This is a genomic window from Streptomyces sp. NBC_00576 (assembly GCF_036345175.1).
In the GTDB taxonomy this organism is placed as follows: Bacteria; Actinomycetota; Actinomycetes; order Streptomycetales; family Streptomycetaceae; genus Streptomyces.
In genome coordinates, this window is record NZ_CP107780.1 from 6,576,303 (window position 1) to 6,601,602 (window position 25,300).

23 protein-coding genes are annotated in these 25,300 nt (G+C 68.5%); 7 read left to right on the plus strand and 16 right to left on the minus strand.

Annotation, left to right across the window (positions count from 1 at the left end):
• Positions 1-421: 421 nt before the first annotated feature.
• Positions 422-826 carry a hypothetical protein gene (locus OG734_RS28495; RefSeq protein ID WP_330290334.1) on the minus strand — a complete coding sequence of 135 codons (405 nt, stop codon included), beginning with the start codon at positions 824-826 and terminating at the stop codon, positions 422-424.
• Here OG734_RS28495 and OG734_RS28500 point away from each other — a divergent pair.
• Positions 804-6,662 (plus strand): DNRLRE domain-containing protein, encoded by a 5,859-nt coding sequence (locus tag OG734_RS28500; protein WP_330290335.1) that lies wholly within the window; start codon positions 804-806, stop codon positions 6,660-6,662. The genes OG734_RS28495 and OG734_RS28500 overlap by 23 nt on opposite strands.
• Positions 6,659-6,964: a hypothetical protein gene (locus OG734_RS28505; protein WP_330290336.1), complete on the plus strand. Its 306-nt coding sequence runs from the start codon at positions 6,659-6,661 to the stop codon at positions 6,962-6,964. The genes OG734_RS28500 and OG734_RS28505 overlap by 4 nt, the downstream gene beginning before the upstream one ends.
• Positions 6,965-7,019: 55 nt before the next feature.
• On the opposite strand, the gene OG734_RS28510 is transcribed toward OG734_RS28505, so the two are convergent.
• The 4 genes from OG734_RS28510 to OG734_RS28525 form a co-directional block, all read right to left on the minus strand.
• Positions 7,020-7,904: a carbohydrate ABC transporter permease gene (locus OG734_RS28510; protein ID WP_330293813.1), complete on the minus strand. Its 885-nt coding sequence runs from the start codon at positions 7,902-7,904 to the stop codon at positions 7,020-7,022.
• A 5-nt stretch (positions 7,905-7,909) separates the two neighbouring features.
• Positions 7,910-8,938, minus strand: a complete 1,029-nt coding sequence (locus OG734_RS28515; protein ID WP_330290337.1) for a carbohydrate ABC transporter permease — start codon at positions 8,936-8,938, stop codon at positions 7,910-7,912.
• A gap of 2 nt (positions 8,939-8,940) precedes the next feature.
• Positions 8,941-10,314 carry an extracellular solute-binding protein gene (locus OG734_RS28520; protein WP_330290338.1) on the minus strand — a complete coding sequence of 458 codons (1,374 nt, stop codon included), beginning with the start codon at positions 10,312-10,314 and terminating at the stop codon, positions 8,941-8,943.
• A 323-nt stretch (positions 10,315-10,637) separates the two neighbouring features.
• Complete coding sequence (locus tag OG734_RS28525) at positions 10,638-11,522, minus strand: MurR/RpiR family transcriptional regulator (RefSeq protein WP_330293814.1); 885 nt, start codon at positions 11,520-11,522, stop codon at positions 10,638-10,640.
• Positions 11,523-11,781: 259 nt separating this feature from the next.
• Here OG734_RS28525 and OG734_RS28530 point away from each other — a divergent pair, with 259 nt between their 5' ends.
• Together OG734_RS28530 and OG734_RS28535 are read left to right on the plus strand one after the other, a co-directional pair.
• Positions 11,782-12,552: an SIS domain-containing protein gene (locus OG734_RS28530; protein ID WP_330290339.1), complete on the plus strand. Its 771-nt coding sequence runs from the start codon at positions 11,782-11,784 to the stop codon at positions 12,550-12,552.
• 145 nt (positions 12,553-12,697) lie between these two features.
• Positions 12,698-13,513 (plus strand): SDR family oxidoreductase, encoded by an 816-nt coding sequence (locus OG734_RS28535; RefSeq protein ID WP_330290340.1) that lies wholly within the window; start codon positions 12,698-12,700, stop codon positions 13,511-13,513.
• 111 nt (positions 13,514-13,624) lie between these two features.
• Here the strand turns inward: OG734_RS28535 and OG734_RS28540 are convergent, their stop codons facing one another.
• Entirely contained in the window at positions 13,625-14,458 is an 834-nt protein-coding gene (locus tag OG734_RS28540; RefSeq protein WP_330290341.1) for a pentapeptide repeat-containing protein, read from the minus strand.
• An 83-nt stretch (positions 14,459-14,541) separates the two neighbouring features.
• Positions 14,542-14,811: a hypothetical protein gene (locus tag OG734_RS28545; protein ID WP_330293815.1), complete on the minus strand. Its 270-nt coding sequence runs from the start codon at positions 14,809-14,811 to the stop codon at positions 14,542-14,544.
• On the opposite strand from OG734_RS28545, the gene OG734_RS28550 reads away from it, so the two are divergent.
• Positions 14,781-14,954 (plus strand): hypothetical protein, encoded by a 174-nt coding sequence (locus tag OG734_RS28550; RefSeq protein WP_330290342.1) that lies wholly within the window; start codon positions 14,781-14,783, stop codon positions 14,952-14,954. The genes OG734_RS28545 and OG734_RS28550 overlap by 31 nt on opposite strands.
• A gap of 72 nt (positions 14,955-15,026) precedes the next feature.
• Here the strand turns inward: OG734_RS28550 and OG734_RS28555 are convergent, their stop codons facing one another.
• From OG734_RS28555 to OG734_RS28575, 5 genes are all read right to left on the minus strand, one after another.
• Positions 15,027-15,413 (minus strand): toxin-antitoxin system, toxin component, PIN family protein, encoded by a 387-nt coding sequence (locus OG734_RS28555; protein ID WP_330290343.1) that lies wholly within the window; start codon positions 15,411-15,413, stop codon positions 15,027-15,029.
• Positions 15,403-16,059: a DUF433 domain-containing protein gene (locus tag OG734_RS28560; RefSeq protein WP_330290344.1), complete on the minus strand. Its 657-nt coding sequence runs from the start codon at positions 16,057-16,059 to the stop codon at positions 15,403-15,405. Before OG734_RS28560 ends, OG734_RS28555 begins: the two co-directional genes overlap by 11 nt.
• Positions 16,060-16,178: 119 nt before the next feature.
• Positions 16,179-17,102, minus strand: a complete 924-nt coding sequence (locus tag OG734_RS28565; protein WP_443064926.1) for a hypothetical protein — start codon at positions 17,100-17,102, stop codon at positions 16,179-16,181.
• A gap of 323 nt (positions 17,103-17,425) precedes the next feature.
• Positions 17,426-17,911, minus strand: a complete 486-nt coding sequence (locus tag OG734_RS28570) for an NUDIX domain-containing protein (protein ID WP_330290346.1) — start codon at positions 17,909-17,911, stop codon at positions 17,426-17,428.
• 67 nt (positions 17,912-17,978) lie between these two features.
• The gene (locus OG734_RS28575; RefSeq protein ID WP_330290347.1) at positions 17,979-19,184 is read right to left on the minus strand and encodes an acyltransferase family protein; all 1,206 of its coding nucleotides are present in this window, start codon (positions 19,182-19,184) and stop codon (positions 17,979-17,981) included.
• 203 nt (positions 19,185-19,387) lie between these two features.
• On the opposite strand from OG734_RS28575, the gene OG734_RS28580 reads away from it, so the two are divergent.
• On the plus strand, positions 19,388-20,611 hold the full coding sequence (locus OG734_RS28580; protein ID WP_330290348.1) for an AI-2E family transporter: 1,224 nt from the start codon (positions 19,388-19,390) through the stop codon (positions 20,609-20,611).
• 37 nt (positions 20,612-20,648) lie between these two features.
• Positions 20,649-21,209: a GNAT family N-acetyltransferase gene (locus OG734_RS28585; protein WP_330290349.1), complete on the plus strand. Its 561-nt coding sequence runs from the start codon at positions 20,649-20,651 to the stop codon at positions 21,207-21,209.
• A gap of 67 nt (positions 21,210-21,276) precedes the next feature.
• Here OG734_RS28585 and OG734_RS28590 read toward each other — a convergent pair whose 3' ends face one another.
• The 4 genes from OG734_RS28590 to OG734_RS28605 all read right to left on the minus strand — a co-directional run bounded on the left by OG734_RS28590 (position 21,277) and on the right by OG734_RS28605 (position 25,287).
• The gene (locus OG734_RS28590; protein WP_330290350.1) at positions 21,277-21,528 is read right to left on the minus strand and encodes a hypothetical protein; all 252 of its coding nucleotides are present in this window, start codon (positions 21,526-21,528) and stop codon (positions 21,277-21,279) included.
• Between the two features lie 199 nt (positions 21,529-21,727).
• On the minus strand, positions 21,728-23,344 hold the full coding sequence (locus OG734_RS28595; RefSeq protein ID WP_330290351.1) for a glycoside hydrolase family 13 protein: 1,617 nt from the start codon (positions 23,342-23,344) through the stop codon (positions 21,728-21,730).
• A gap of 57 nt (positions 23,345-23,401) precedes the next feature.
• Positions 23,402-24,235 (minus strand): carbohydrate ABC transporter permease, encoded by an 834-nt coding sequence (locus OG734_RS28600; protein ID WP_330290352.1) that lies wholly within the window; start codon positions 24,233-24,235, stop codon positions 23,402-23,404.
• Complete coding sequence (locus OG734_RS28605) at positions 24,232-25,287, minus strand: carbohydrate ABC transporter permease (RefSeq protein ID WP_330290353.1); 1,056 nt, start codon at positions 25,285-25,287, stop codon at positions 24,232-24,234. Before OG734_RS28605 ends, OG734_RS28600 begins: the two co-directional genes overlap by 4 nt.
• Positions 25,288-25,300 lie beyond the last annotated feature (13 nt).

Sequence of the window (25,300 nt, forward strand, 5' to 3'; positions counted from 1 at the left end):
TCGGTGACGACCGACGCGTTCGCCTAGGACACGCCGCTGTTCGGCAACCCCGCCCATGGGGGAGGACGGAATGCGCTGCCTCGCCGACGGCCTGCACCTCGGCCCCGGCGATCAGCACCCGGCCGCCGGTTCTGAACCCCACGCTGGAGGCGTAGGACGGCTTCTCGGCGGAGCGCATCCGTCATCACAACCCCATCACAACTTTCAGCCATACGCGTGGCTTTGAGTTGTCCGATGTGGGTGGATATCTCGTCAAACGAACCTCGTTTGTAAGCGCAGTCGCTTGGGATCGTCGGTGATTTATCACAAATGTCAGGATGGTTGGCGCGATTTGTAGGTACCTTGCGGCCAAGGTAAGAAACCGGTGATCTTCTTCCTAGATTCCTGTGATCTGATCACGCCGCTCGCGGCGCACTCGGCGTCAGAGCGTGATGACAGGGGTTGTGTTGAGGCTCAAGGGGAGATGGGTTCCGGGTTCAGGGGGGCGGGCGAGACTGCCGCGTATCTCGCTGAGACGGACCGCACTGGCGGTGGCCGCGGTGCTGGCGGCGGAAACGGCGCTGGTGTCGGTGGCGTCGGGGACGGTGTTCGCCGCTTCCGTAACTGCCGAGGTCTCGGCGACATCGAAGGACACGAAGTCGGCGGCGTCGTCGGCGGATTCGACGGCTGCGGCGTTGTTGATGGCGCGGTTGCAGGGTCGGAAGATCGAGGTGTCGTCGGAGCGTTCGGCGTCGTCGACGACGTATGCGCTGGCGAACGGGCAGTTGCAGACATCGACGTACGCGGCGCCGATCCGGCAGCGGGTGGACGGTGTCTGGCGGAACATCGACACCGCGTTGTCCGACGAGGGTGCGGCTCTGGAGCCGGAGGTGGCGGCGGCGGACATCACAGTCTCGGACGGCGGCGACACCTCGCTGGCGTCGGTGACCAAGGGCGCCAGGTCGTTCGGGATGGGCTGGCAGGAGAAGCTGCCGACCCCGTCCGTGAAGGACGACACCGCTTCCTACGACCTCGGGGAGGGCCAGAAGCTGACGGTGACCGCGTTGTCGCAGGGCTTCAGCCAGAACGTGGTCCTGGACAAGGCGCCGGAGGGTCCGCTGGAGTACCGGATCCCGATGCGGCTGAAGGGGCTTGAGCTGTCGGTGGCCGGATCCGGGCACCTGTTGCTGAAGGACGCGGCCGGCAAGCTGGTCGCCGAGGCGCCCGCGCCGATGATGTGGGACTCCTCCAAGGACCGTAAGTCCGGCGAGTCGAAGCACCAGGCCAGGGTCGCCACCAAGGTCGAGACCGCTGCCGACGGGTCACAGACCCTCGTTCTCACCCCGGACGCCGGGTACTTCACCGGCAACAAGCTGACTTATCCCGTCACTGTCGACCCGACCTCCACCCTCGCGGTCACCGCGGACACGTGGGTGGCGACCAACTACACCGACTCGCAGGTGTCCTCGGACGAGCTGAAGTCGGGGACTTACGACGCGGGCACGACCAAGGCCCGTTCGTACCTGAGGTTCGATGTCGCCGCCTTCAAGGGCAAGCACATCACCGACACGAACCTCGCGCTGTATTCGTACTACTCCTCGACCTGTGCCACCACCGGTGCGGGGACGGAGGTGCGGCGGGTCACCGGGACGTGGACCTCCTCCGACATCACCTGGGCTGTTCAGCCGGCCACCACCACGACCGGTGCGGTGACCAGCACGGCGGCCAAGGGCTACAGCGCTTCCTGCCCGGCGGGAACGGTGAACTTCGACATCGACGCCATCGTGCAGGCGTGGGCGGACGGTTCCACCAACCAGGGTGTGCGGATCGCGGGCGCCTCGGAGACCGACTCCACCACCTGGCGGCGCTACCGTTCCGCGAACTACGTGTCCGGGGACGGCTCGACCGAGCCGCACCTGACGGTGACGTACAACTCCTACCCGGCGGTGCCGAGTTCGACGGCGATCGCGCCGTCGCAGGTCAACGCCTACAACGGCAAGCGGTACGTCACTTCGCTGACCCCGACGCTGTCGGCGAAGGTGACGGATGCGGACGGGGCCAACGCCCAGGCGCAGTACGAGATCACCGCGGATCCGGCATACGCCGACACCACGTACACGTACACCGGATACGGCACGACAGTGACCTCCGGTTCCACGTCGACGCGGGCCATTCCGTCCGCTTCGGCGTTCCCTGCGGGGAGTCATCTGCGTTACCGGGTGCGGGCCTACGACGGCACCGATTACGGCTCCTGGACCGGTTACACGACCTTCGTGCTGAACACGGCCAAGCCGGTCGCGCCGACCGTTACGTGTGACACGTATACGGAGAACGGCTGGACGGCCAAGGTCTCCGCCGCCGTGTCGTGCACGATCGACACGACCTCCACGGACGGTGCCGGCTTCCAGTGGGGCCTGGACGACGCGTCCCTGCCGAACAAGCAGCTGGACACCACCAACGGCACCGGCGGTGACGCGCAGTCCGTCAGCATCAACCCGGCGAACGGCTGGCACACGCTGTATGCGCGGACCATCGACTCAGGCGGCAACCTCTCCACCGCAACCACCGCCTACAGCTTCGGTGTTGGCGCTGACGGGGCCGCGATCCTCTCCCCGGCCGACGGTGACACCACCGCCCGCCGGCTGACGCTGTCCGCCAAGGGGCTGACTTCCTACACGGGTGTGACCTGGCAGTACCGGCGTGGTGAGACCGACTCCTGGCACACCGTGCCCGTCGGTGACGTCACCGCCTCCGGCGCCGCTGTCTCCGCCTGGCCCGTCGCCGTCACCGGCGGCACCGCCACCAAGCTGGTCTGGAACACCGTCTCCAGCCTCACCGAGGACGGCGTGATCCAGCTGCGCGCCGCGTTCACCAACGGCAGCGCCACCGGCTACTCGCAGACCACCGACGTCACCCTCGACCGCGACGCGGGCACCGCGCCCACCGCCCAGGTCGGGCCGGGGCAGGTGAACGAGCTGACTGGTGACTTCACCCTCTCGGCCACCGACGCCACGGCGTTCGAGGCGAGCGTTGTGCGGACGTACTCCTCGCGTGCCAACGCCACCGACACCGAGGGCCAGGCGCAGATCTTCGGCCCTGGCTGGACCTCCACCGTCGCCGCTGAGGCGAGCGGGTACACAGGGATCCGCAAGACCTCGGACTACTCCGTGGAACTGCTGTCCGGCGACGGCGGCTCCATCGCCTTCACCTTGAACTCGGACGGCAGCTGGGCGCCCCAGACGGGGGCCGAGGAACTGACCCTGACGGGCACGGTCGGCGGGTCGACGTTCACCCTGACCGACACCGACGCCAACGCCACGGTGTTCGCCAAGGCGGCGACCGGTGTGGCGAGCTGGACGCTGTCCTCGTCGGCGTCGGCGGTCGACGACACCACGCTCACCACCGTCTCGCAGACGGTCACGTCGGGCACTTCGACGCTGGCCCGGCCGAAGTACGTGATCTCCCCGACCACGGCTGTCACCGCCGCGACCTGCCAGGCCAATCCGGCCACCAAGGGCTGCCGGGTCCTGGAGTTCGTGTACGCGACGGCCACCACCGCCACATCCAGCGCGGTCGGCGACTACCTGAACCAGGTCAAGGCGATCAAGCTGTGGGCCACCAGCCCTGCCGCCTCCGCCTCGACCGCCGAGACCGTCGAGTCCTACGCCTACGACAGTTCCGGCCGGCTCACCCAGGTCTGGGACCCGCGCATCAGCCCCGCGCTGAAGACGACGTACACCTACGGCTCCGACGGCCGCGTCGCCACCCTCACCGAACCCGGTGAACTCCCCTGGACGTTCAGCTACGGTACGGCCGGCTCCGCGCTGACCTCGGGCACGGGCATGCTGCTCAAGGCATCGCGTGCGGCACTCGCCGAGGGTTCCGCGAGCACCACGTCCGGTACGGCGGCCACCACCGTCGTCTACGACGTGCCGCTCTCCGGCACCACCGCCCCGCACCAGATGGACGCCACGACCGTGGCGACCTGGGCGCAGGACGAGGCACCCACCGACGCGACCGCCGTCTTCCCCGCGGACAGCGTCCCCACCTCCAACACCGGCAGCGGCCTGACGTCGTCCTCGTACGGCCGGGCCGTCATCACGTACATCAACGCCAACGGCGAGGAGACCAACACTGCCAACCCCGGCGGCTCGATCACCACGACCGGGTACGACGACTACGGCAACCAGGTCATCAACCTGGCAGCTGCCAACCGCGAGTTGGCCCTCGGAACCAGCACGGGAGCCTCCGGCGAACTGGCCGCCCTCGGCCTGGCCGACCTGTCCACCGCGGACCGTGCCCGGCAGTTGGCCACCGTCTCCCAGTACTCGGCCGACGGTCAGAAGCTCGTGGACGAGTACGGCCCGCTGCACGAGGTCACCCTGGCCAAGCAGCTCACCGGTACCACCACGGAGTCCACGCTGGCCCCCGGCACGGTGACCCCGGCCCGCGCCCACACCGCCTACAGCTACGACGAGAACCGGCCCGGCGACGCCGCCGTCTCGGATCTGGTCACCTCCACAGCGACCGGTGCCGCCGTCGCGGGATACCTGAACGACGCCGACACCCGCACGGTGACCACCACCTACGACTGGTCCACCGGCCAGGAGAAGGCCAGCAGCGGCGATGACACCACCGGCATCGTGACGGCGTACGACAGCACCGGGCGGGCGTCCACCACCCGCACAGCCGGCTCGACCGGCTCGGACGCCAACACCGTGAACTACACCTACTACACGGCAGGCGACACCGGCACTTGTGGCTCCGTCGCCTGGGCCGGACTGCTGTGCAGGACCGCACCCACGGCCGCCATCACGGGCGGCGGCAGCAACCCCGGCCAAGCGGTCACCACCGTCTACACCTATGACCGCTGGGGGCAGTTCGCCACCAAGACCGAAACAGCCAACAGCACGACCCGCACCACCACCAACACCACGGACAGCGCGGGCCGCGTCACCAGGACCGCCGTGACCGGCGGCATCGGCACGGGCACCCCGGACACGACGGTCACGTACGACGAGGACAACGGCCAGGCAGCCACCCAGACCTCGAACGGCCAGACCATCGCCTACACCTACGACGACCTCGGACGCCAGACGGGCTACGACGACGGCGCGGGCAACACCACGACCACGTCCTACGACATCCTCGACCGACCGGTGAAGACCACCGACTCGGTCCCGGCCACCAGGACGTACGCCTACGGCACCGCGGGCAACGTCACGACGCTCACCGACTCGGTCGCGGGCACCTTCACCGGCACGTACGACGCCGACGGCACCCTCACCTCCGAGACCCTGCCCGGCGGCTACACCCTGACCGTCACCAGTGACACCACCGGTCAGGAGACCGGCCGTGAGTACGTCACGTCAAACGGCACCACAGTGGCCTCCGACGCCGCCGGATACACGGTGAACGGCCAGCAGGCCGGCCACACCCAGACCGACGGCACCACCACCGACGCCGACTACACCTACGACAGTGCCGGCCACCTCACTCAGGCCGTCAACACCACCACCAGCGGCTGCACCACCCGCGCCTACACCTTCGACGCGAACAGCAACCGCAAGTCGCTGACCACCAGTTCGGACGACTGCGACAGCAGCACCGCCGACACCACCACGGCCACCACGTCGTACACGTACGACAGCGCCGACCGCCTGGTGAACTCCGGCTACGCCTACGACGCCTTCGGCCGCACCACCACCAGCGGTGCCACGACCCTGGGCTACTACACCAACGACCTGGTCGCCTCCGAGACCGTCGGCACCAGCCGCAACACCTGGGCCCTGGACGCCGCCGGACGCCTCGCCGCCCAGACCGCCCAGGCCCAGGCCACCGACGGCACCTGGACGACCAACACCACGACGACCAACCACTACAGCGACTCGTCGGACAGCCCCACCTGGGCCAGGACGGGCGGCACCACCGTCCGCAACGTCACCGACCTGACCGGCGGCCTGGCCGCCACAACGACGGCCGCCGGTGACACCGTCCTCCAACTCGCCAACGTTCACGGCGACATCACCGTCCAGCAACCCCTGGACACCAGCATCGCCAGCACCGTCCAGCACTACGACGAATTCGGCAACGCGCTCGACGACACGGCGGCCACCGCCTACGGTGCCTTCGGCTCGTACCAACGGTCGTCCGGCACACTCAGCGGCTACACCCTCATGGGCGTCCGCCTGTACGACCCGACGACAGGTCGCTTCCTCCAGGTCGACTCGCTCTACGGTGGCAACGCGAACGCCTATGACTACTGCACGGCGGATCCCGTCAACTGCTACGACCTCGACGGACGATTCGCGGCGGTAGCGGCACTCGGATTCTTCGCCGTGGCCGACTGGTGGAATCCCCTCGGCTGGATCGTCGCCGGTCTGATCGCGCTGGGTATTCTGACCTACGGCGTCTACAAGGCGGGCGTGTGGATCGCCCACCACAACCATCACACGGCGAAGTCCACTCCTTCGACCTCCCCGTACTGGAAGAAGCTGACCCCGTACAAGGGCAAGACGAAGAGCAACGGTAAATCAGGGTCGAAGAAGCGGTACTTCGAATGGGATTACACCCATGGTGACATCGAGGTCTACGACAAGAACGGTAAGCACCTCGGGAGCGCCGATCCCAACGGAGGACACATCTACAAGCCGCCAGTGAAGGGCCGGAAGATCAACCCATGACATTCGTCGAGGACGTCCTGAACGGTCGAGCATCACTCGACGACATCGGCACCTATCGGGACGAGTGGGATGAATCCGGGGATGACGGTGTGGATTACCACACCTTCCTCGGGCTCCTCTGGCCCGAATACGCGATGTACGTGGAGGACGACGACGTACTGGCACACGTCATCGAAGCGCGCCGTTCAGGTCAGGACCTGCGTACGTACCTTTCCTCGCGAAAGGACATGAGTCCGACGATGGCCGAACTGTGGCTGCTCGTCGAACGGTACGCAAAAGAATGGGAAGCCATTCAGAAGTAGGACCCTGTTGGGGAAGGGGCTCCGCCAAGGAGCCCCTTTCTCCCCCTCAGGTCCCTCAGAGCTTCACACCCCCGGAAGCCACCCCCCGATAGAACCACCGCTGTGTAATGACGAACAGCACCAGCACAGGCACCACAGAGATCACCGACCCCGCCATCACCATCCGCTGGTCGTACCCGAACGACGATGTCTGCAGCCTCGCCAGGCCCAGCGTCAGCGTGAAGTGTTCCTCGGAACGGAGCACGATCAGCGGCCAGAGGAAGTCGTCCCAGGCGCTGATGAACGTGTTGATGGTGACGACCAGGATCGCGCCGTACGCCGAAGGCAGGTACAGGTAGCGGAATCGCTTCCACTCGCCCGCGCCGTCCAGCATCGCCGCGTCCTCGATCTCGCGCGGGACCGCCAGGAAGGCCGCCCGCATGATCAGGACGTTGATCGCGCCGATGAAGCCGGGGAGCCAGACGCCCGCCAGGTGGTCGACGAGGCCCAGGTCCCGGATGCTCAGGAACAGCGACACCATGATGGACTCGAAGGGGAACATCATGGACGCCAGCAGGAGGACCCAGACCGCCTTCTTGCCCTTCCAGCCCGGCTTGGACAGCATGTAGCCGGCCATCGTCGAGAAGGCGAGCTGGCTCGCTATCGACAGCAGCGCGATCATCACGCTGTTCCTGATGTACGTGCCCACCGGGACCTGGTCGAAGATCTCGCGGTAGGCGCGGAGCGTCGGGTGGTGGGGGATCAGGGAGGCGTTCGAGCCGAAGACGTCCTCGCCGACGCCCTTCAGCGACGCCAGGAGCTGCCACAGCAGCGGGCCGATCGTGATGCCGAGGACGAACAGCAACAGCAGGTAGCGGACGACGAGTTCGCGCGGGCGGCCGTAGTCCCGCCAGCGGGGCCAGAAGCGTCGGCGGTCCGCCCCGGGAGTGGTCGGGGACACGGTCGTCACGACTCGTTCTCCTTCGTCAGGCGCTGTGCGAGCAGTGTCAGGCCCAGGGTCAGTACGAAGAGGGCGACGCTGACCGCCGCGCCGTAACCGGCGTTGCCGCTCAGGGGGTCCAGGCCGACGTCCCGGATGTAGAAGGGGAGCGTGCGGTCGGCGCCGCCGGGGCCGCCTGTCGAGCCGCCGAGCATGTAGATCTCCGTGAAGACGCGGAGTGAACCGATGCCGGTCAGCGTGCCGACCAGCATCATCGACGTACGTACGCCGGGCACCGTGATGTGCCAGAAGCGGCGTACCGCGCCGGCGCCGTCCACCGAGGCCGCCTCGTGGAGTTCCTTCGGGACGTTTCCGAGGGCGGCGAGGTAGAAGATCATGTACCAGCCGAGGCCCTTCCACAGGGTCAGGCCCATCGCCGACAGCAGGATCAGCCAGCTGTCGGAGAGGAAGGGGATGGCCCCCTTGATGATGTGGGCCTTCTCCAGCCAGGTGTTGACCAGGCCCTGGTCCGCCAGCAGCCACTGCCAGCTCAGGCCGACGACCACGCTGGAGGCCAGCACCGGCGTGTAGAACGCCGAGCGGAAGAAGCCGATGCCCGGCAGGTTCTTCTCCACCAACACCGCGAGCAGCAGCGGGAGCAGGACCATCAGCGGGACCACGATCACCGCGTACAGCACGCTGTTGCGGGTCGCCAGCCAGAAGTCCGAGTCCCCGAGCATGCGGGTGTAGTTGTCCAGGCCCACGAAGCCCGCCGCGCCGCCGAGCGGTTTCGCGTCCGTGAAGGAGAGGACCAGCGTGTTCAGGAACGGGAAGACGCCGAAGGCCGCCGCTCCGACGATCGCCGGGAGCATCCACAGCCAAGGAAGCCACCAGCGGCGGTAGATGGCCGCGCCGCCCGCGTCCGGAGTCGGCCCCGGGGTGACCGCCTTCAGCACGCGGCGCACCCCGCCGGGGGATCGCGGCGCCGGGGCGCCCGGGGCCGCCGGAGCGGTCGCGGGCGCCTCGCCGTCAGGCATCGTACGTACGGCCGTCATTCTCAACTGCCCTGCTTCAGCAGCTCGTCGGCCTTGGACTGTGCCTCCTTGAGGGCGTCCTCGGCGCTCTTCTTGCCCTGCATCGCCAGCTGGACCTGGGCTGTGATGGCGTTCAACTCACCTGGGGACAGGGCGATTTCGTCGGCCGTGGCGGTCTTGCGGTCCTCGGCGACGATCTTGCGGGCCTCGGAGAAGGGGTCCGTGCCCTCGACCGACTGGAAGAAGGGGTCGTCCAGAGAGGCGGTGGTGGACGGGAAGATGACCACGTTCGGGTCCTTCGCCCACTTCAGCTGGTTCTCCGCGTTCGTCAGGAACTGGGCGAAGGACAACGCTGTCGGGGCGTTCTTGCTCGTCGCGGCCACCGATATGTACTGGGGGGCACCGACCGTGTGGCCGAGGTCGTCCAGCATGTAGCGGGCGACGCCCGTCTTCTTGTAGACGCTCGGGTTGTTCTGCTGGATGAAGCGCAGGTAGTTGGGGTTGGTGGAGCCGTAGACCAGCTTGCCCTGGGCGTAGAGGGTCGACGCGTCCTGGTTGGAGGAGAGGCTGTCCTTGGGCATCGCGCCCGCCTTGTACATCTTGGTCATCGCCTCGACCCACGCCACCGTCTTCGGGTCGTCGGCGAAGGTGAACGACTTGCCGTCGGCGGACAGGACCTGGATGCCCATCTGCTGCCAGTCGGCCGGGATGCGCCAGATCGGGTTGGCGACGGTGGCGTAGTACTTGCCGTCGGACACCTTGGCGATCTTCAGGGCGTCGTCGAACATGCCGAGGACCGTCGTCGCCGGCTTGGCCGGATCCAGGCCCGCCTTCTTCATCAGGTCGACGTTGAAGGTCTGGGCGATACCGCCGGAGTACCAGGGATACGCGCTGTGCACCTTCGCCCCCGAGGCGTCGGTGAACACGCTGGACTTCCACATCGAGGCCCCGAACGGCTCGCCCGAGCCCGGCGCCTTCTTGTCGAGGTCGAGGAGGTAGCCGGCCTTGGTGAGGGCGATCTGCGTGTTGACGTTCAGGTTCACGACGTCGGGCAGCGTGCAGGCCTGCGCGTCGGCGACCAGGCGCTGCGTGAACTGGCTGTCGCCCGGGTCGTCGATCCACTTGACGGTCGTATCCGGGTGGGCCTTCTCGAAGGCGGCGATGACCCCGTTGAAGTAGCCCCCGAAGTCTTTCTTCAGGTTCGTCGTCTGGAACGTGATCTTGCCCTTGACGTCGCCGGTGAGCTTTCCGGAGCCGACGTTGCCCTTGTCGACCGAGCAGCCACCGGCGGTGGCGCCGCCGCCGTCGTCGGAGCCTCCGGAGAGGCCGCATCCGGCGGCCGTCAACGTCAGTACGACGAGACAGGACAGGGATCCGGTCAGTCTTCTTGCGCGCATTGCTGCTGCCCTCCTGGATGCGGATGCTGGCTGCTGGTTTGATTCACCAACTTCGACTCCGATTGATGAAAATGTGGACCAGAATTCATCGGAGGTCAATGGGGTGCCGTGTTGCTTTTAGGTTCCGGAACCGAGGGCGACTGCCTCGGCGGCGGTGTCCGTGGTTCGGGTGGGACGGGGAAACAGGGGGAACGGCGGAGTCATCGTGGCACCGTTGCGATGGTTCAAACAATCATCGTCAAGTTTCCTTGGTGGTTCATCCATGCAAAAGCCGCCTCGGACGGGAAGGACCCGAGGCGGCTTCTGTGACGTTCTGCGACTGCTCAGCGTGTGCGGCGGGACTTCACCGCGTGCTCCCTGGCGATGTGGTCGGTGAGGGCGAGGGAGGCGCTGGCGCGCTGGTAGGAGAGCTGGGCGACCCGGACGTACAGGCAGTCGATGAGGACGAGCACGGAGTGGCGGGCGCCGATGCTCTCGGTGCGGAAACTGGTCTCCGAGGAGGAGGAGATCAGCCGTACGTCGGCGGCGCGGGCCAGCGGGGACTTCGGATCGGCGGTGATGGCCACGGTGGTGGCGCCGCGCTGCTTGGCCAGTTCGAAGGGTTCGATGGTCTCGCGGGTGGAGCCGGAGTGCGAGATGCCGATGGCGACGTCGGCGGGGGTGAGGAGAGCGGCGGAGGTCAGGGCGGCATGCACCTCGGTCCAGCCGCGCACCGCGCACCCGATGCGGAAGAGCCGCGTCTCGGTCTCCTGGGCGACGGCACCGCTGCCGCCGACGCCGTACACATCGATGCGCCGGGCGCGGGCGGTGGCCTGGCCGGCGCGCTCGATGGAGTCGAGGTCGATACGGTCGATGGTCTGCTGGATGGCACGGAGATCGGCGCTGCCGACGACCTGGACGACCCGCTCCAGGCTGTCGTCGGGGGAAATGTCAGGCCCGATCTCGGCGGTGCCCCAGTCGGAGACCTCGCCGCGGCCGCGCTCCTGGGCCAGCTCGATGAGGAGATGCTGGTAGGAGTCGAGGCCGATGGCACGGCAGAACCGGGTGACCGTGGCCTGGGAGGTCCCGGTACGACGGCCCAGCTCGGCGGCCGAGCAGTGGGTGACGGCGGCGGGATCCTCGAGGATCAGCTCACCCACCTTCCGCAGGGAACCGGCGAGGCGCGGCAGCTCCGTACGGATGAGGGTGGTGACGTCGGTCGGGGGCATCCCGTTGCCGGATCCGGTCCGTTCCATGGGGTTACCCGATCTCCTCGGCGCTGTACTGGCTGTCTGTCTGACGGTACGTACGAATGTATCAGCCACCGTCTGTAGGACAGTTTGAATCCCAGGACCAGGAGGGGCCGGGAAGCGCTCTCCCCGGTGGGCTTTGCCCGCGGGCCCGTTGCTCGCGGCCCGTACACTGTGATTTATTGATTCACTGATAGAGATAGAGCGGGTGGTTCAATCCACCGGTGGGGAGAGTCGAGTGTCCGTCGAGTCCGTCAGCGCCCAGGGATTCGCGCGCGAGAGCCGGGCCGTCCTCGACCGCATCACCGGGTCGGAGCCGGTCCAGGAGACCGTGACCCGCGCCGCCGGCCTGATCGCGGACTGCATCCGCACGGACGGCGTGATCCAGGCCTTCGGTACGGGCCACTCCCAGGCCCTCGTCCTGGAGCTGGCGGGCAGAGCCGGCGGCCTCGTCCCCACCAACCGCCTGAGCATGGCCGACCTCGTCCTCTACGGCGGCGACGACCCCTCCGCCCTCGACGACCCGCTCCTGGAACGCAGGCCGGGCATCGCCGAGCGCCTGTACGAACTCGCCGCGCCGCACCCCGCCGACCTGTTCGTGATCATCTCCAACTCGGGCGTCAACAACGTCATCGTCGAGATGGCCCTCCACGCGAAGGAACGCGGCCACAAGATCCTCGCGATCACCTCCCTCACCCACACCCGCACGGTCCCGGCGGGCCACACCAGCGGCAAGAAGCTGGCGGACATCGCGGACGTGGTGCTGGACAACGAGGCGCCGACGGGCGACGCGCTGCTGGAGCTGCCGGGCGGGGGTGCGGTGTGCGCCCTGTCCACGCTGACCGGCGTGCTGCTGGTGCAGATGGCGGTCGCGGAGACGGCGGCGCTGCTGATCGAGGCGGGGGAGCGTCCGCCGGTGTACGTGTCGGCGAACGTGCCCGGGGGGTTCGAGGGGAACCTGGGGCTGGAGCGGCACTATGGGGGGCGGATTCGGCGGCCGGCGAGCTGAGTTGGACTGAGTGAGCTGTGGAGACCCGGGGACGGGGGGGCTCATGGGCCCTTCCAACCTGAGCTTCAATTTCGACTTCAACTTCGACTTCGGTTGCAGGAAAAGCAGTTGCTGAGCAAACGCCGGTCCTGGACGATCTCGGACCGTGACGACGCATACCGAGGAAGCTCGCCCCGACCGCCCGCTCGCCCTGGTCACCGGAGTGGGCCGCACCGTCGGGATCGGTGCCGGGATCGCCCGCCGACTGGCGGCGTCGGGCTGGGACATCGCCTTCACTTACTGGACCCCGTACGACACACGCATGTCCTGGGGCGCCGAGCCGGGCGCGACCGAGGCGATCACCCGGTCCCTGGCCGCGCAGGGCGCCGCGAGCACGGCGATCGAGGCGGACCTCGCCGACCCGGACGCCCCGGCCCATGTCTTCGACGAGGTCGGGCGCCGGATGGGTGGTGCGAGTGCGGGTGCGGGTGCGGGTGCCGGTGTCACCGCGCTGGTGATGTGTCACTGCGAGTCGGTCGACTCGGGCCTGCTCGACACGACCCTGGAGAGCTTCGACCGCCATTTCGCCGTCAACGCCCGCGCGACCTGGCTGCTGATCCGGGAGTTCGGCCTTCGCTTCTCGGCGACCCCGGGAACCGGCCGGATCGTCAGCCTCACCAGCGACCACACGGTGGGCAACCTGCCGTACGGGGCGAGCAAGGGGGCCCTGGACCGCATCACTTTGGCGGCGGCCCACGAACTCTCCCACCTCGGGGTGACCGCCAATGTCATCAACCCCGGCCCGGTGGACACCGGTTGGATGTCCGAGGAGGGCAGGTCGAACACCATCCGCTACACCCCGCTGGGCCGCCTGGGCACTCCGCAGGACACGGCCCACCTCGTCGACTTCCTGTGCTCGGAGGAGGGGCAGTGGGTCAACGGACAGTTGCTGAAGAGCGATGGGGGGCTTGGGCAGACCTGAGTCTCGGCGACAGGGGGATCAGGCCGACGTCTGTCGGTCGGAAAAATTGGCCCCGCTGGGCTCGCCGGCTCGTGGTGGCTGTCCTGGAACCCCGGGTCAGGGAACTGACTACTACCAGTGCGCGGGGCGGGTGAGGCCCGGCGGCAGTTTCGTGGTGGTGTCGCCCTTGGCCGCGTTGAGCTGGGGCTGGGTGAGGAAGATGGTGTCGGTGAGGTCCGCGCCGCTCAGGTCGGCGTCTCGTAGGTCGGCGCCGATCAGGTCGGCCGTTCTCAGGTCGGCGCCCTTGAGATCGGCGGCGATGAGGTAGGCGCCGCGGAGGTTGGCGCCCCGCAGATCGGCGGCCTTGAGGTTGGCGCCGATGAGATCGGCTCCCCTCCGGTCCTTCTTGCGGCCCGCGACCTTGGCCCGCACGAGTTCGCTCGTGCGCAGCAGCAGAGCGTTGACCTCGGCCCGGTGTGCTGCCATGTCCAGCTCGGTGAGTTCCTGGGCGCTGCCACCAGTGAGGTGTTCGGTCTTCTCCAGCGCGCGGCGCAGTTCGCCGTGGATGGGGCGTGCGGGCGGCAGCGTCAGCGCCTCGGCCAGGTACCAGAGGAGTTCGTGGAGCTGCCGCATCACGGGAAACACGTCGAACATCTGCCGGGCCGTGTGCGGGGCCTGCCGCCAGTCCTGCCCGCTGAAGGTGACCTGCGAGACCTTCTGCCCCGCGCCGAAGCAGTCGAAGACGGTGCATCCAGAAAAACCCCGCTGCCGGAGCTGCGTATGGATGCCGCAGCGGAAGTCCGTCTGCAGGTTCGTGCAGGGCTTCCCGGCGTCCTTGTCGATCGCGAAGTCCGCCGAGGCCGCGAAGGGCAGTGCGACGCAGCACAGCCCGAAGCAGTTGCCGCAGTCGGACCGCAGGCTGAGATCGGCAGCGCCGGGAGCTGGGTGTTCGGGCTTCTGGGACAACGTGCGTGGGCTCCTGCTGTGAGAGAGCGCCGCTTCTCGAGCGGGCTCAGGATTGGTGGCGTTCTGGTGTTCTGCTCCTATGCCTACCAGGCCTGAGGCAGATCGATGAGACCACGGTCGCCGTCGATCTTCAGGGAGTCCATCGGAATACGGCCGTAAAGGGTCAGGGTCAGCTCATTTGCCGTGCCCCGCGAGGTGGTGTCGGCGGTGGTGGCCGACGATGCGTCGGACGTGGGGAAACGGGTGATCCGTGCGCCGTCGGGGGAGACCGTGAGGCGCCAGGAGCGGCCCTCGGCCGCGTGGAAGTCGCAGGCGGCGGGCTGTGCGGCCGGGGAGTCGTCGTCGCGCAGCAGGTGGCCAGGAACTCGTCGACACCGTCGATTGCCACCTCATCCGGCAGCGGCTGCGGGGCGCCCAGGGTGATCTGGGCGTCGTACGTGTGCAACGCGATCTCGCGGAACTGGTGCCGGGCGACGGCACCGGACGTCTGCGGTGACTCCGACGTACCGTTCCTAGATCGGGGTCACGCAGCCGGTCCCGGTCTGTTGAGGCGGAGTGGCGTTCTCGGTCATGGCCAGGTCCGGTCGATGCCGCCGAGCCGCACGGCGTACGCGGCGGGTCCGCCTTTCTCGACGGCCAGGTGGATCGCGCTGCGATGTGCATCGAGCCGCTCCACCATCTCCAGGGTGCGGAGCTGCTGGTTGTCGATGTAGAAGAGGACGGCGGAACGTTCAAGGACGGGCTGGATCTCCAGGTCCCGCGTCTTGATACGGCCGTCCTTCGACAGCGGAACCCATGACCGGTCGAGTCCGTACGAGATCCACTCCTCGTCGGGAATGTCCTGCGCGTCCGCCGGAAAGACATCGACGATGCGGTGTACTGCCCAGCCGCGCTCCCTCAACTCCTCGGCGACGCGGCGTCCCAGGTTCCGGTCGAGAAAGAACTCAGGCGGCAAGGCGCACCACTGCGTGGCAGAGCGAGTCAACCTGCTCGGGCGTCATGTCGTACTCGTAGGCGATGTCCTCGACGCTCTCACCGGCCTCCCAGAGGTCGATGACGGCCTTCACCGTGACGCGGTTGGCGGCGATGACGGGCAGCCCGTGTCCGAACCGTGGATCGATGACGACAGGAACCGATGCCCCGTACTGCTTCAACCGTAGGCTCGCCGGGTAGTCGTCGTCATCCTCCCAGGTCAGGTAGCGGAGATAAGCGGCGACCACCTCGTGGATGGGTGCCTGACCGTCCCGGGCCCTGCGGAGATCCCCGAAGCCGTGCTCGACGAAGATGTCCACTCCGTCCGTCGCGATGCGCTTCGAGACCAGACCGTAGGGAGTGTCGAATGCCTTCCGTACGGCCGCGGCGGCCTCCCGGATCTCACTCATCCGCAGGCCGAGCGAGCGCAGGGAACGCAGCACGTGAGCCTCCGCCACGGCGATGAAAGGGACGGAGGGCTGCCCGTTGCGGACAGGTTCGACGCGGTGGACGAGCGGCGCGCCGGCCGCCGTTCCCTTCAGCCAGCTGGTGAGTGTGGACAACGGGACCTCCAGGTGGGAGGCCGTCTCCGTGGGCGTCAGAAGCCCGTCGCTGAACCGGTCGACCATGACCCTCCTCTCGTCGATCCCGGGCTTCGCATGCTTGCACACCCAACTTGCCGACTGTGCGCCATGACGGCATACGCCCTTCGCGTGGTGCCACGCCTTGGTACCGGCTCCCCAGGCCATCAAGCCGCCTCTGCTGTCCTGCAGTCCCGGCACGCGGAGGGCCCCGCCGCTCGGAACGCCCGCTCACAGCCGTCGCAGGTCTGCCAGGGGAGGGCGAGTGGAAGGGGCGTGACGGGCGGTGGGCCGCTCGGAGCCGGGGGCGCAGGGAACGGGGCCTCGCGCAGTCGGAATGCCAGTACGCGTGCCGGGCGGGCCCGGAAGGGAGCGGGGAGGTTGGTCGTCAGCGCCCCGGTGATTTCCTCGGGGCGGAGTCCCTGCGCGAGCCACTCGCTGACCGCCGGGGCCAACTCGGCGACCTCGCTGCGGGACAGGATCAGTCTGCGGTCGACGATACGGAGGGAGGCGAGGATGACGACGGCCTGGGGGTCGGCTTCGTCGAGGCCGAGCGGGGGAGGGGATGGAGAGGCAACGGGCGGGAGAATCGGGGGAGTTGCTGCCTCTGTGGCCGCTGCAGCAGCAGCAACGTCCGTGGCGGGCGCTGCTGCCGGCGTGCTGTTCTCGGCGGGCGCGGACTTCCTCGGCCGGGTGGGCTGCGGCGGAGGCGGGGTCGGCCGGTCAGCGGCGCCGCGTGGTACGTCGTAGAAGAACGTCTGTGTACGCACCTTGCCGTTCGGCCCCCTCACCTTCCGCCGTTCCAGATAGCCCGCCGCCTCCAACTCCCGCAGCGCACGCGAGATCAGGATCTCGCCCTCGTCGAAGTGGGCGCACAGCGCGGCGATGCTGATGCGGGCGCCGTCGGGGACGGAGAGGATGTAGGCCGCGACGCCGATGGTGACCGCGCTGCCGCGCCGCTGGGCGAGGGCGTTGGAGATCACGGTGAAGTCGGCGGTGAGGCGGGTGCGTACGTGAATCACGCCGGAGGTCGGTGAGTTCGGAGCACCGGTGTTGGTGTGCGAGGGCGCGTTAGACTGCGCTCCAGCCATAGGGAAGCTGCTTTCTTCCTGATTGGTCAGGCCCTCGTTACAGGATTGCCGTCCTGGCGAGGGCCGTCGTCTTTGTGGGAGTTGTTTCCGGGAACGTAACCCTCCGCCGCCACTCAGCGCAACCAAGTCACTCCTCAGGGTGAACGAACCATGTTTCGCCGGGCTTCGCAGGGGGGAACGGGCGGGCGGAGGAGGGTGGTTGGTTCTTTACCCAGGTTCTTTAGGGAGGGCCGTGGCCATCCGCATCCCGGCCCACAAGGACCCGGGGTGACCGCATCACCGCGCTCGCCCGGAACCCGGTCGGCTCAGATACGGCGCGACACCTACCTCCACCCGGCCAGCGTCATCAAGGGACCGCCGTCGAGATAGCCACGCAGGGCGCCCGCGCTCGTGCGCACGAACTCCTCCGGGAGGGCGTCGACTTCGGTCCAGCGGACCTGGGCGTGCTTGTCGGGTTCGCGGTTCTCGGGGGCGCCGGTCCAGTCGTGGGTGGAGAAGACAACGGTGAGGTAGCCGTTCGGGGCCTGGACGCCCTGGGCACCGTGGACGATGTGGGCGAGCTTCAGGGCCTCGGGCTTCACGGTGAGGCCGGTCTCCTCGTACAGCTCGCGCACCGCCGTGTCGGTGATGGGCTCGCCGGGTTCGCTCTTGCCGAGGGGCAGGTCCCACATGCCCTGGCCGAACTTGGCGCGCGGGCCGCGTTGGAGAAGGACGACGCGGTCGTTTGCCTTGTCGTGGACGATGACAGCTGCGACCAGCACGGTCATCGATCTGAGGGCGGGCGCGAGGGCTGTGCGGTGGTCAGTCATGGTGCGCCGGAGTCTAGGGCGGCCCACTGACATCGGGTTCCGTGAGCCAAGGGCGGGGAATGTGCCCTCACCCCCGCCGCAACAGCGGCCGTTCCACCAGCACGTACGACGCGAGGGCCGCCGCCACCGTCGCCACCATGCCCATCGGCAGCAACTGGTCGTCGGCCACGCCGAGGTCGGAGAGGAGACGGATGACGGGGTAGTGCCACAGGTACATCCCGTAGCTGAGGTTGCGGCCGATCCAGGCCAGCGCCCCGATGGACAGCAGGCGGGACGGCCACGACCCCGGGAGCAGATCCAGCGCCGCCACCACCGTCGCCGACAGGACGGCGGCGAGCGTGAAGCCGGCCGTGTACCAGACGGGGTTCCACGAGCTCGCCTCCGCGATCGGGATCTGCCAGGCGATCAGGCCCAGCAGCGCGAGCGCGGGCCAGCACAGGCGTCCCGCCCAGCGGCGGAGCAGTGCCAGCCGGGGGTCGTCGGCGTGGAGGCGGGCCAGGATCACGGCCAGCAGGGCGCCGATCAGGAGCTGGTCGGCGCGGGTGTCGGGGCCGTTGTAGATGCGGTGCGCCGCAGCGGGGTCCCAGAGGGCTACGCGCCAGAGCAGCGGCAGGACGCACAGGGCGGCCACCCAGGCAAGTACCTTGCGTGCCGTGGTGTGCCGTAGAAGCAGCAGGATCAGGAGCGGCCAGGCCAGGTAGAACTGCTCCTCCACCCCCAGGGACCAGGTGTGGCTCAGCGGAGCGGTGAGGTCCGAGTACGGGCCGGACTCACCCGCCCGTACGAGGTTGACCACCGACACCGCCGCCAGCACCGCCGCCGTCCACGCTCCGTCGAACAGCGGCAGCGGAAGCGCCAGGGAGAGGAGGGCGGTGACCGCGCACATCGTCAGCAGGGCCGGCCCGAGTCGTAGCCATCGCCGCCGGTAGAACCTGCGCAGGCCGATACCGCCGGTGCGGGCGTACTCGGCGATCAGCAGACGGGTGATGACGAAACCGCTGAGCGTGAAGAAGACGTCCACGGCCACCGAGCCGCCGGGCAGCGGGCCCGGTTCCACGTGGTAGACGATCACCAGCACCACCGCGACGGTCCGCAGTCCGTCCAGCCCCGCCACCCGCCCACCACCACGCAGCGCCGACGGAAAGCCCCGCCCGTTGCCGGATCTGCGCCGCGGTTCCGCCGTACGCCCGTGCAGGCTCTGTGGGCTCTGCGGACTCTGCTCCGTGGCCGCGTCAGCCGCGTCTACCGCGCTCCGGTTGGTGGGGGTGCTCATAACGACGGCGTCTGCCCAGCGGCGGCGGAGTCACACAAACTCTTATGGTCCCCACAGCTTCAGTGCCCCTTTCCGGCCGCCGCGCCCCTCCACCCGACCTCCCCCGTCCTCCGCCTGCGCTCTCAACCCTGCGGGCCCCGCGCCGGTCTACTCTGTCGCCGCGTACAGCGAGCGGCCATGCAGGTGAGCGGAGACGAAACAGGATGAACAGCCCTACCGGAGACTCTCGGAGAGTCGGCGGCAGCAGAAACAGGCAGCCGGGGCAACGCGGTCCGCGGATACACCGGACGCGTACGACCGTACGCACCACCGGTGTGCCCAAGAACACGCCGGTCCGAGCCGACAGCCGTAGCGGTACCCCCCTCCTCTCGGAGCCCGCCAGGCGTATCGCCGCCGGAAGTGCGTTGCTGCTCCTGGTGAGTGGCGTGATCACCGTGGGCGTGTGGTTCTGCATCACGTTCCAGACCGCTGTCACGCCGGTGCTGCTCGCGCTGCTGCTGTCGGCCCTGCTCGGGCCGTTCTACCGGCGGCTGGTCGCGATGAAGTGCAACAAGTCCGTCGCCGCGGCGCTGACCTGTGCCGCCGTGATCCTCGTCATGGGCGGGGCCGCGTACATCGTGGTGAACGCCCTGATCGACACCGGCGACCAGATCATCAACTCCGTGCGGGACGCGGCGAAGGATCTCAGCGATCGCTTCGACGTGGTCGGCAACGCCCTGGACGAACTCGCCACGAACGCCAAGGACCTGCTGTCCAACTTCGGCGGCACCGCGGTCTCCGGCGTTCTGAGCGGTGTCAGTCTGCTCACCGAGATGATCGCCACCGGCACCCTCGCGATACTGCTCCTCTTCTTCTTCCTCCGCGACTCCGACCGGGCCGTCGCCTCGCTGCACACGCTCGCGCCCCGCGGCTCGGGCGCGACCCTGGAGGTCATGGCCCGCCGCGCCTTCCAGGCGATCGAGGGCTTCATGCTGGGTACGACGATCGTCGCGTTCATCGACGCCGTCTGCATCACCATCGGCCTGCTGATCCTCCAGGTGCCGGGCGCCGTCGGCCTCGGGGCGCTGGTGTTCATCGGCGCGTACATCCCCTACCTCGGCGCCCTCCTCTCGGGCGCGGTCGCCGTCCTCGTCGCGTTCGCGGACGGCGGGCTCACTACCGCGCTGTGGGTCCTCGGTGTGGTCGCCCTCGTCCAGCTGCTGGAGGGGAACGTGTTCCAGCCGATGATCCAGAGCCGTACGCTCCAGATGCACCCGGCGGTGATCCTCCTCGCCCTCACGGCCGGCGCCTCCATCGCCGGCATCCTCGGCATGCTCCTCTCCGTACCGCTGACGGCGGCGGCCTTCGGGGTGCTCTCGGAAATGCGGGGGCGGTACGACGAAGCGGCAGGGGCAGGGGCAGGCCGGAGCGTCGAGGCGACTCGCTGACCTGTCACGCGAAGCGGGAGGTGAGGGGAACGACCGTATGGAGAGTGCGGAGAGTACGGAGTCAGCGAGGCTGCTGCTCCGGAGGTTCTCCCCGGCGGACGCGCCGGCATTGGCGGCGTACCGGTCCGATCCCGAGGTGAGCCGGTATCAGTCCTGGGAGTCACCGGTGCCGTTGGCGGAAGCCGAGCGGCTGGCGGCCATGTTCGCGGCCGGGGATCCGCGTGGTCCGGGGTGGTTCCAGTACGCCGTCGAGCGGCGGGACGTGCCGGGTCTGATCGGCGACGTCGGGGTGTGCCGGAGCGAGGACGGACGGCAGGCCGAGCTGGGCTTCACGTTCGCGCCGGAGTTCCAGGGGCGCGGGTACGCCACCGAGGCGGTCGCGCGGACGGTGGAGTTCCTGCTGGCGGAGGAGCAGCTGCACAGGGTCTCGGCGGGCTGCGACGCGCGCAACGTCCGCTCGGCGAAGCTGCTGGAGCGCGTGGGGTTCCGCCGCGAGGGCCACCTCGTCCAGAGCATGTGGATCAAGGGGGAGTGGACCGACGACGTCCTCTTCGGGCTGCTGGCTTCCGAGTACGGGGGTACGCGGGACGGTCGCTGAGTCGGCGCGGGGGACGGGCGGGGATGGGGGAGGAGGGCCGGCGCGGGGGACCCGTACGGGGGGCCGATCACCGTCCCGCGCCGCATGCCGAGGCCTGCGGAACCGGGTCGGCGTCGGGCTCCAGCGCCTCCCGTAACCGGAACAGCGAATCCAACTCCGCGTGCTGCGCGAACCGTTGGAGGAGGGTGCCGATGAGCCGGTCGTCGCCCGCTCTCACCGCGCGGACGATGCAGGGTATGCCTGCGCAGTCGTCGGTGCTGTGGGTTTCCGGCTGCGCCTGCTTGGGCTTCTGCTTGGGCTTCTGCGTGTGCTGTGGCATATGCCTGTCGTAGCACCTTGTGAAGTCGTGCCGGGTGCGCGGCCCCTCGTTCGGGTGAAAGGCGGACGCTGAAGGCGTATGGGGCGGGTGGTCGGGCAACGCGCGCGAGAGGACGGGCCAGGGTCTGTCCGGTCAGCGGGGAGTGACACCGGACAGACCCTGGCGGATCGAGGGGGCGTGGCCCCGGTGCGGGTCGTCGCTACACGGCGAGCCAGACCGCGTGTTCGGGTTGCAGCAGGCCGTCCGTGAGGGGGCCGCCGGCCAGCAGGATCGCGGTGTGGTCGGGCAGCTGACAGGCCTCCGTGGAGAGGTTGACGACGCAGACGAAGCCTGGTTCGCGGCTGAACGCGAGGACTCCTGCGGGGGCGTCGAGCCAGGTCATGGTTCCGTCGCCGAGGGCGGGATTGTCGCGGCGCAGGCGGAGGGCTGTGCGGTACAGCTCCAGCATCGAGGTCTCGTCGCCGGTCTGTGCCTCCACGCTGCGCTCAGCCCAGTTGGCGGGCTGGGGCAGCCAGGGTCCGGCGTAGGCGTCGTCGGGGCTGAAGCCGAACGGTTCCGCCTGTCCTGACCAGGGGATCGGCACGCGGCAGCCGTCGCGGCCGCGGTCGGTGTGGCCGGAGCGTTCCCAGATGGGGTCCTGGAGAACGTCCACGGGGAGGTCCTCGACTTCGGGCAGGCCGAGTTCGTCGCCCTGGTAGATGTAGGCGCCGCCGGGCAGGGCGAGCATGAGCAGGGCTGCGGCGCGGGCGCGGCGGGTGCCGAGGTCCAGGTCGACAGGGCCCTGGGGCTGGTAACGCTCGTTGGGCACCCACCGGGCGACGCTGTGGCGGGCGTAGCGGCTGGTGTGGCGCATGACGTCGTGGTTGGAGAGCACCCAGGTGGCCGGTGCGCCGACGTCGCTGAGCATGGCGAGGGAGTCGTCGATGACCGTACGGAGGTCCTTGGCGTCCCAACTGGCCATGAGGAAGTCGAAGTTGAAGGCGGTGTGCAGGCCGCCGGGGCGGACGTAGGCGGCGAGGCGTTCGGGGGTGTCGGCCCAGGCTTCGGCGACGAAGGCCCGGTCGCCTGGGAACTGGTCGGCGACCGCGCGCCAGGTGCGGTAGATGTCGTGGACCTCGTCGCGGTCCCAGTGCGGATGCGTGACCTGGTCGACTGTCAGGTCGGGGAGATCGGGGTCCTTGGCGAGCCCGTGGGCGACGTCGATGCGGAACCCGTCGACGCCCCGGTCGAACCAGAACCGCAGGATGGACTCGAACTCGGCGTGCACGTCGGGGTGTTGCCAGTTGAGGTCGGGCTGTTCGGGGGCGTACAGGTGGAGGTACCACTCGCCGTCGGGCAGCCGGGTCCAGGCCGGGCCGCCGAATTCGGAGATCCAGTTGTTGGGCGGCTGGGTGCCGTCGGGGCCGCGGCCGGGCCGGAAGATGTAACGCTCGCGTTCCGGGCTGCCGGGGCCCGCGTCCAGTGCCGCCTGGAACCAGACGTGCTCGTCGGAGGTGTGGTTGGGCACGATGTCGGGGATGATGCGGATCCCGTACTCGTGGGCTTCGGCGATGAGCTGCTCGGTGTCGGCGACCGTGCCGAACAGCGGGTCGATGGCGCGGAAGTCGGCCACGTCGTAACCGCCGTCCGCCATCGGGGACTTGTACCAGGGGTTGATCCACAGGGCGTCCACGCCGAGTGACTTGAGGTACGGGAGGCGGGAGCGGAGGCCTGCGATGTCGCCGACTCCGTCTCCGTTCCCGTCGGCGAAGCTGCGGATGTAGACCTGGTAGATGACCGCGGAGCGCCACCAGGGCGAGGGCGTGGTGGAGGACATGGTGCTGAGGGTCCTTTGATGGTGATGGTGGGGGAAGTGCGGTGCGGCAGGCGGGAGTTACTTGGCCGCGCCCGCGGTGAGTCCGGCGACGATGCGGCGCTGGAAGAGGAGCACCATGATCACCAGGGGGATGGTGACCAGGACGCCCGCGGCCATCTGGCTGCCGAACGGGGTGTCGAACTGACTGGCACCGGAGAACTTGGAGATGGCGACCGGCGCGGTCTGGATGCTGGGCCGGTTGGTCATCGACAGGGCGATGAGGAACTCGTTCCAGGCGGCGATGAAGGTGATGATCGCCGTGGTGAAGATGCCCGGTGCCGCCAGCGGAACGATGATCTTGCGGAACGCCTGGCCCCGCGTACAGCCGTCGATCATCGCGGCCTGCTCCAGTTCGTCGGGCATCTGCCGGAAGAACGTGGTCAGGTTCCACACCGCAAGCGGCAGGGCGAAGGACATGCTCGGCACGATCATCGCCTGGTAGGTGTTGATCCAGCCGATGTCGGTGAACAGCTTCAGCAGCGGGACCACGATCGAGACCACCGGGAACATCGAGGTGGCGATGATCAGAGTCAGGATCAGTCGTTTGAACCTGAACTCCAGCCTGGCCATCGCGTACGCGGTGAACGTGGCCAGCGCCAGCGCCAGTACGGTCGTGATGCCCGAGACGATCAGGCTGTTGAGCAGGGCGCGGCCGAAGCCCTGAGAGGGGCTGAAGACCGCCCGGTAGTTCTCGAACGACACCGGGGACGGCAGCAGCGTGGTGTCGAAGATGTCCGAGGTGCGGCGCAGGCTGGAGACCAGCATCCAGTAGAAGGGTGCCAGGCAGTAGGCCACCACCCCGGCAACTCCCAGGTAGAGCAGCCAGGTTCGCCATTTCACGGTCGCGGTCATGCCGACACCTCCACACGGCCTCGCAGCGAGGCCCGTCGGCGCTTCTTCCCGCCCGGGCCGCCCGCGTCACCGACAACGTCCGCGCCCAGCAGCCGTACGAAGCCCAGGGCGATGAGGAGGACGTAGACGAAGAGGACCACGGCGTAGGCGGCGGCCGGTCCGAAGCGGACGTTGGACGCCTCGTTCTGCGCGAGCATCGACAGGGTTTCCACCGAGTTCTTCTGCGAGCCGACGAGGAGGTACGGCAGGTCGAACATCCGCAGCGCGTCCAGGCAGCGGAAGAGGACAGCCACCAGCAGGGCGGGCTTCACCAAGGGCAGGGTGATGTGCCAGAACTGGCGCAGCGGGCTCGCCCCGTCCATACGGGCCGCCTCGTACACCTCCTTGCCGATCACCTGCAGGCCGGCCAGGACCAGCAGCCCGATGAAGGGGGCGGTTTTCCACACCTCGGCGATGATGACGGCGACCTTGGCGTGGAAGCCCTCGGTGGTCCACAGGACCTGTTGGCCGATCAGCGCGTTGGCGACGCCGTCGCTGTTGAAGATCCACCGCCACAGCAGGCCGGAGATGGCCGTGGGAATCGCCCACGGGATGAGGATGCTCGCGCGGACCAGGGCCCGGCCGCTGAACGCCCTGTGCATGATCAGCGCCATCGCGACACCGATCACCGTCTCCAGCCCCACCGTGACGACGGCGAAGAAGGTGGTGTTCCAGAAGGCGTTCCAGAACCGCTCCCCGGCCTCGCCGAAGATGTCGGCATAGTTCTGGAGCCCGACGAACGGCTCGGTGTCGCTGATGAAACCGGTCTTCGGGTCCAGCCCCTTGGTCCCGTACAGCGACTCCCGCAGCGCCATGATCGTCGGATAGAGGACGACGACGGTCAGCACCAGCAGCGTCGGGGACACCAGCAGGGCGGCCATCCGGCCGGAGCCCGCTGTCGCCGACTTCCGGCCGCGCCGCGATCTCATCGGCCCGGCGGACCGCCCGGCCCGGCGCGGCGCCGTGCCGGGGTGCCGGTTCGCGGCCGTCTCAGGTGGGGTCCGAGTGGCCACCACGAGCCTCCTT

Bases quoted from the DNA above. Each gene is read 5' to 3' on its own strand.
- OG734_RS28495 (WP_330290334.1), bottom strand. From the start codon at position 826: ATGTTCCGCCAGACACCGTCCACCCGCTGCCGGATCGGCGCCGCGTAC.
- OG734_RS28505 (WP_330290336.1), top strand. From the start codon at position 6,659: ATGACATTCGTCGAGGACGTCCTGAACGGTCGAGCATCACTCGACGAC.
- OG734_RS28515 (WP_330290337.1), bottom strand. From the start codon at position 8,938: ATGACGGCCGTACGTACGATGCCTGACGGCGAGGCGCCCGCGACCGCT.
- OG734_RS28520 (WP_330290338.1), bottom strand. From the start codon at position 10,314: ATGCGCGCAAGAAGACTGACCGGATCCCTGTCCTGTCTCGTCGTACTG.
- OG734_RS28525 (WP_330293814.1), bottom strand. From the start codon at position 11,522: ATGCCCCCGACCGACGTCACCACCCTCATCCGTACGGAGCTGCCGCGC.
- OG734_RS28560 (WP_330290344.1), bottom strand. From the start codon at position 16,059: ATGGTCGACCGGTTCAGCGACGGGCTTCTGACGCCCACGGAGACGGCC.
- OG734_RS28565 (WP_443064926.1), bottom strand. From the start codon at position 17,102: ATGGCTGGAGCGCAGTCTAACGCGCCCTCGCACACCAACACCGGTGCT.
- OG734_RS28570 (WP_330290346.1), bottom strand. From the start codon at position 17,911: ATGACTGACCACCGCACAGCCCTCGCGCCCGCCCTCAGATCGATGACC.
- OG734_RS28575 (WP_330290347.1), bottom strand. From the start codon at position 19,184: ATGAGCACCCCCACCAACCGGAGCGCGGTAGACGCGGCTGACGCGGCC.
- OG734_RS28580 (WP_330290348.1), top strand. From the start codon at position 19,388: ATGAACAGCCCTACCGGAGACTCTCGGAGAGTCGGCGGCAGCAGAAAC.
- OG734_RS28585 (WP_330290349.1), top strand. From the start codon at position 20,649: ATGGAGAGTGCGGAGAGTACGGAGTCAGCGAGGCTGCTGCTCCGGAGG.
- OG734_RS28590 (WP_330290350.1), bottom strand. From the start codon at position 21,528: ATGCCACAGCACACGCAGAAGCCCAAGCAGAAGCCCAAGCAGGCGCAG.
- OG734_RS28595 (WP_330290351.1), bottom strand. From the start codon at position 23,344: ATGTCCTCCACCACGCCCTCGCCCTGGTGGCGCTCCGCGGTCATCTAC.
- OG734_RS28600 (WP_330290352.1), bottom strand. From the start codon at position 24,235: ATGACCGCGACCGTGAAATGGCGAACCTGGCTGCTCTACCTGGGAGTT.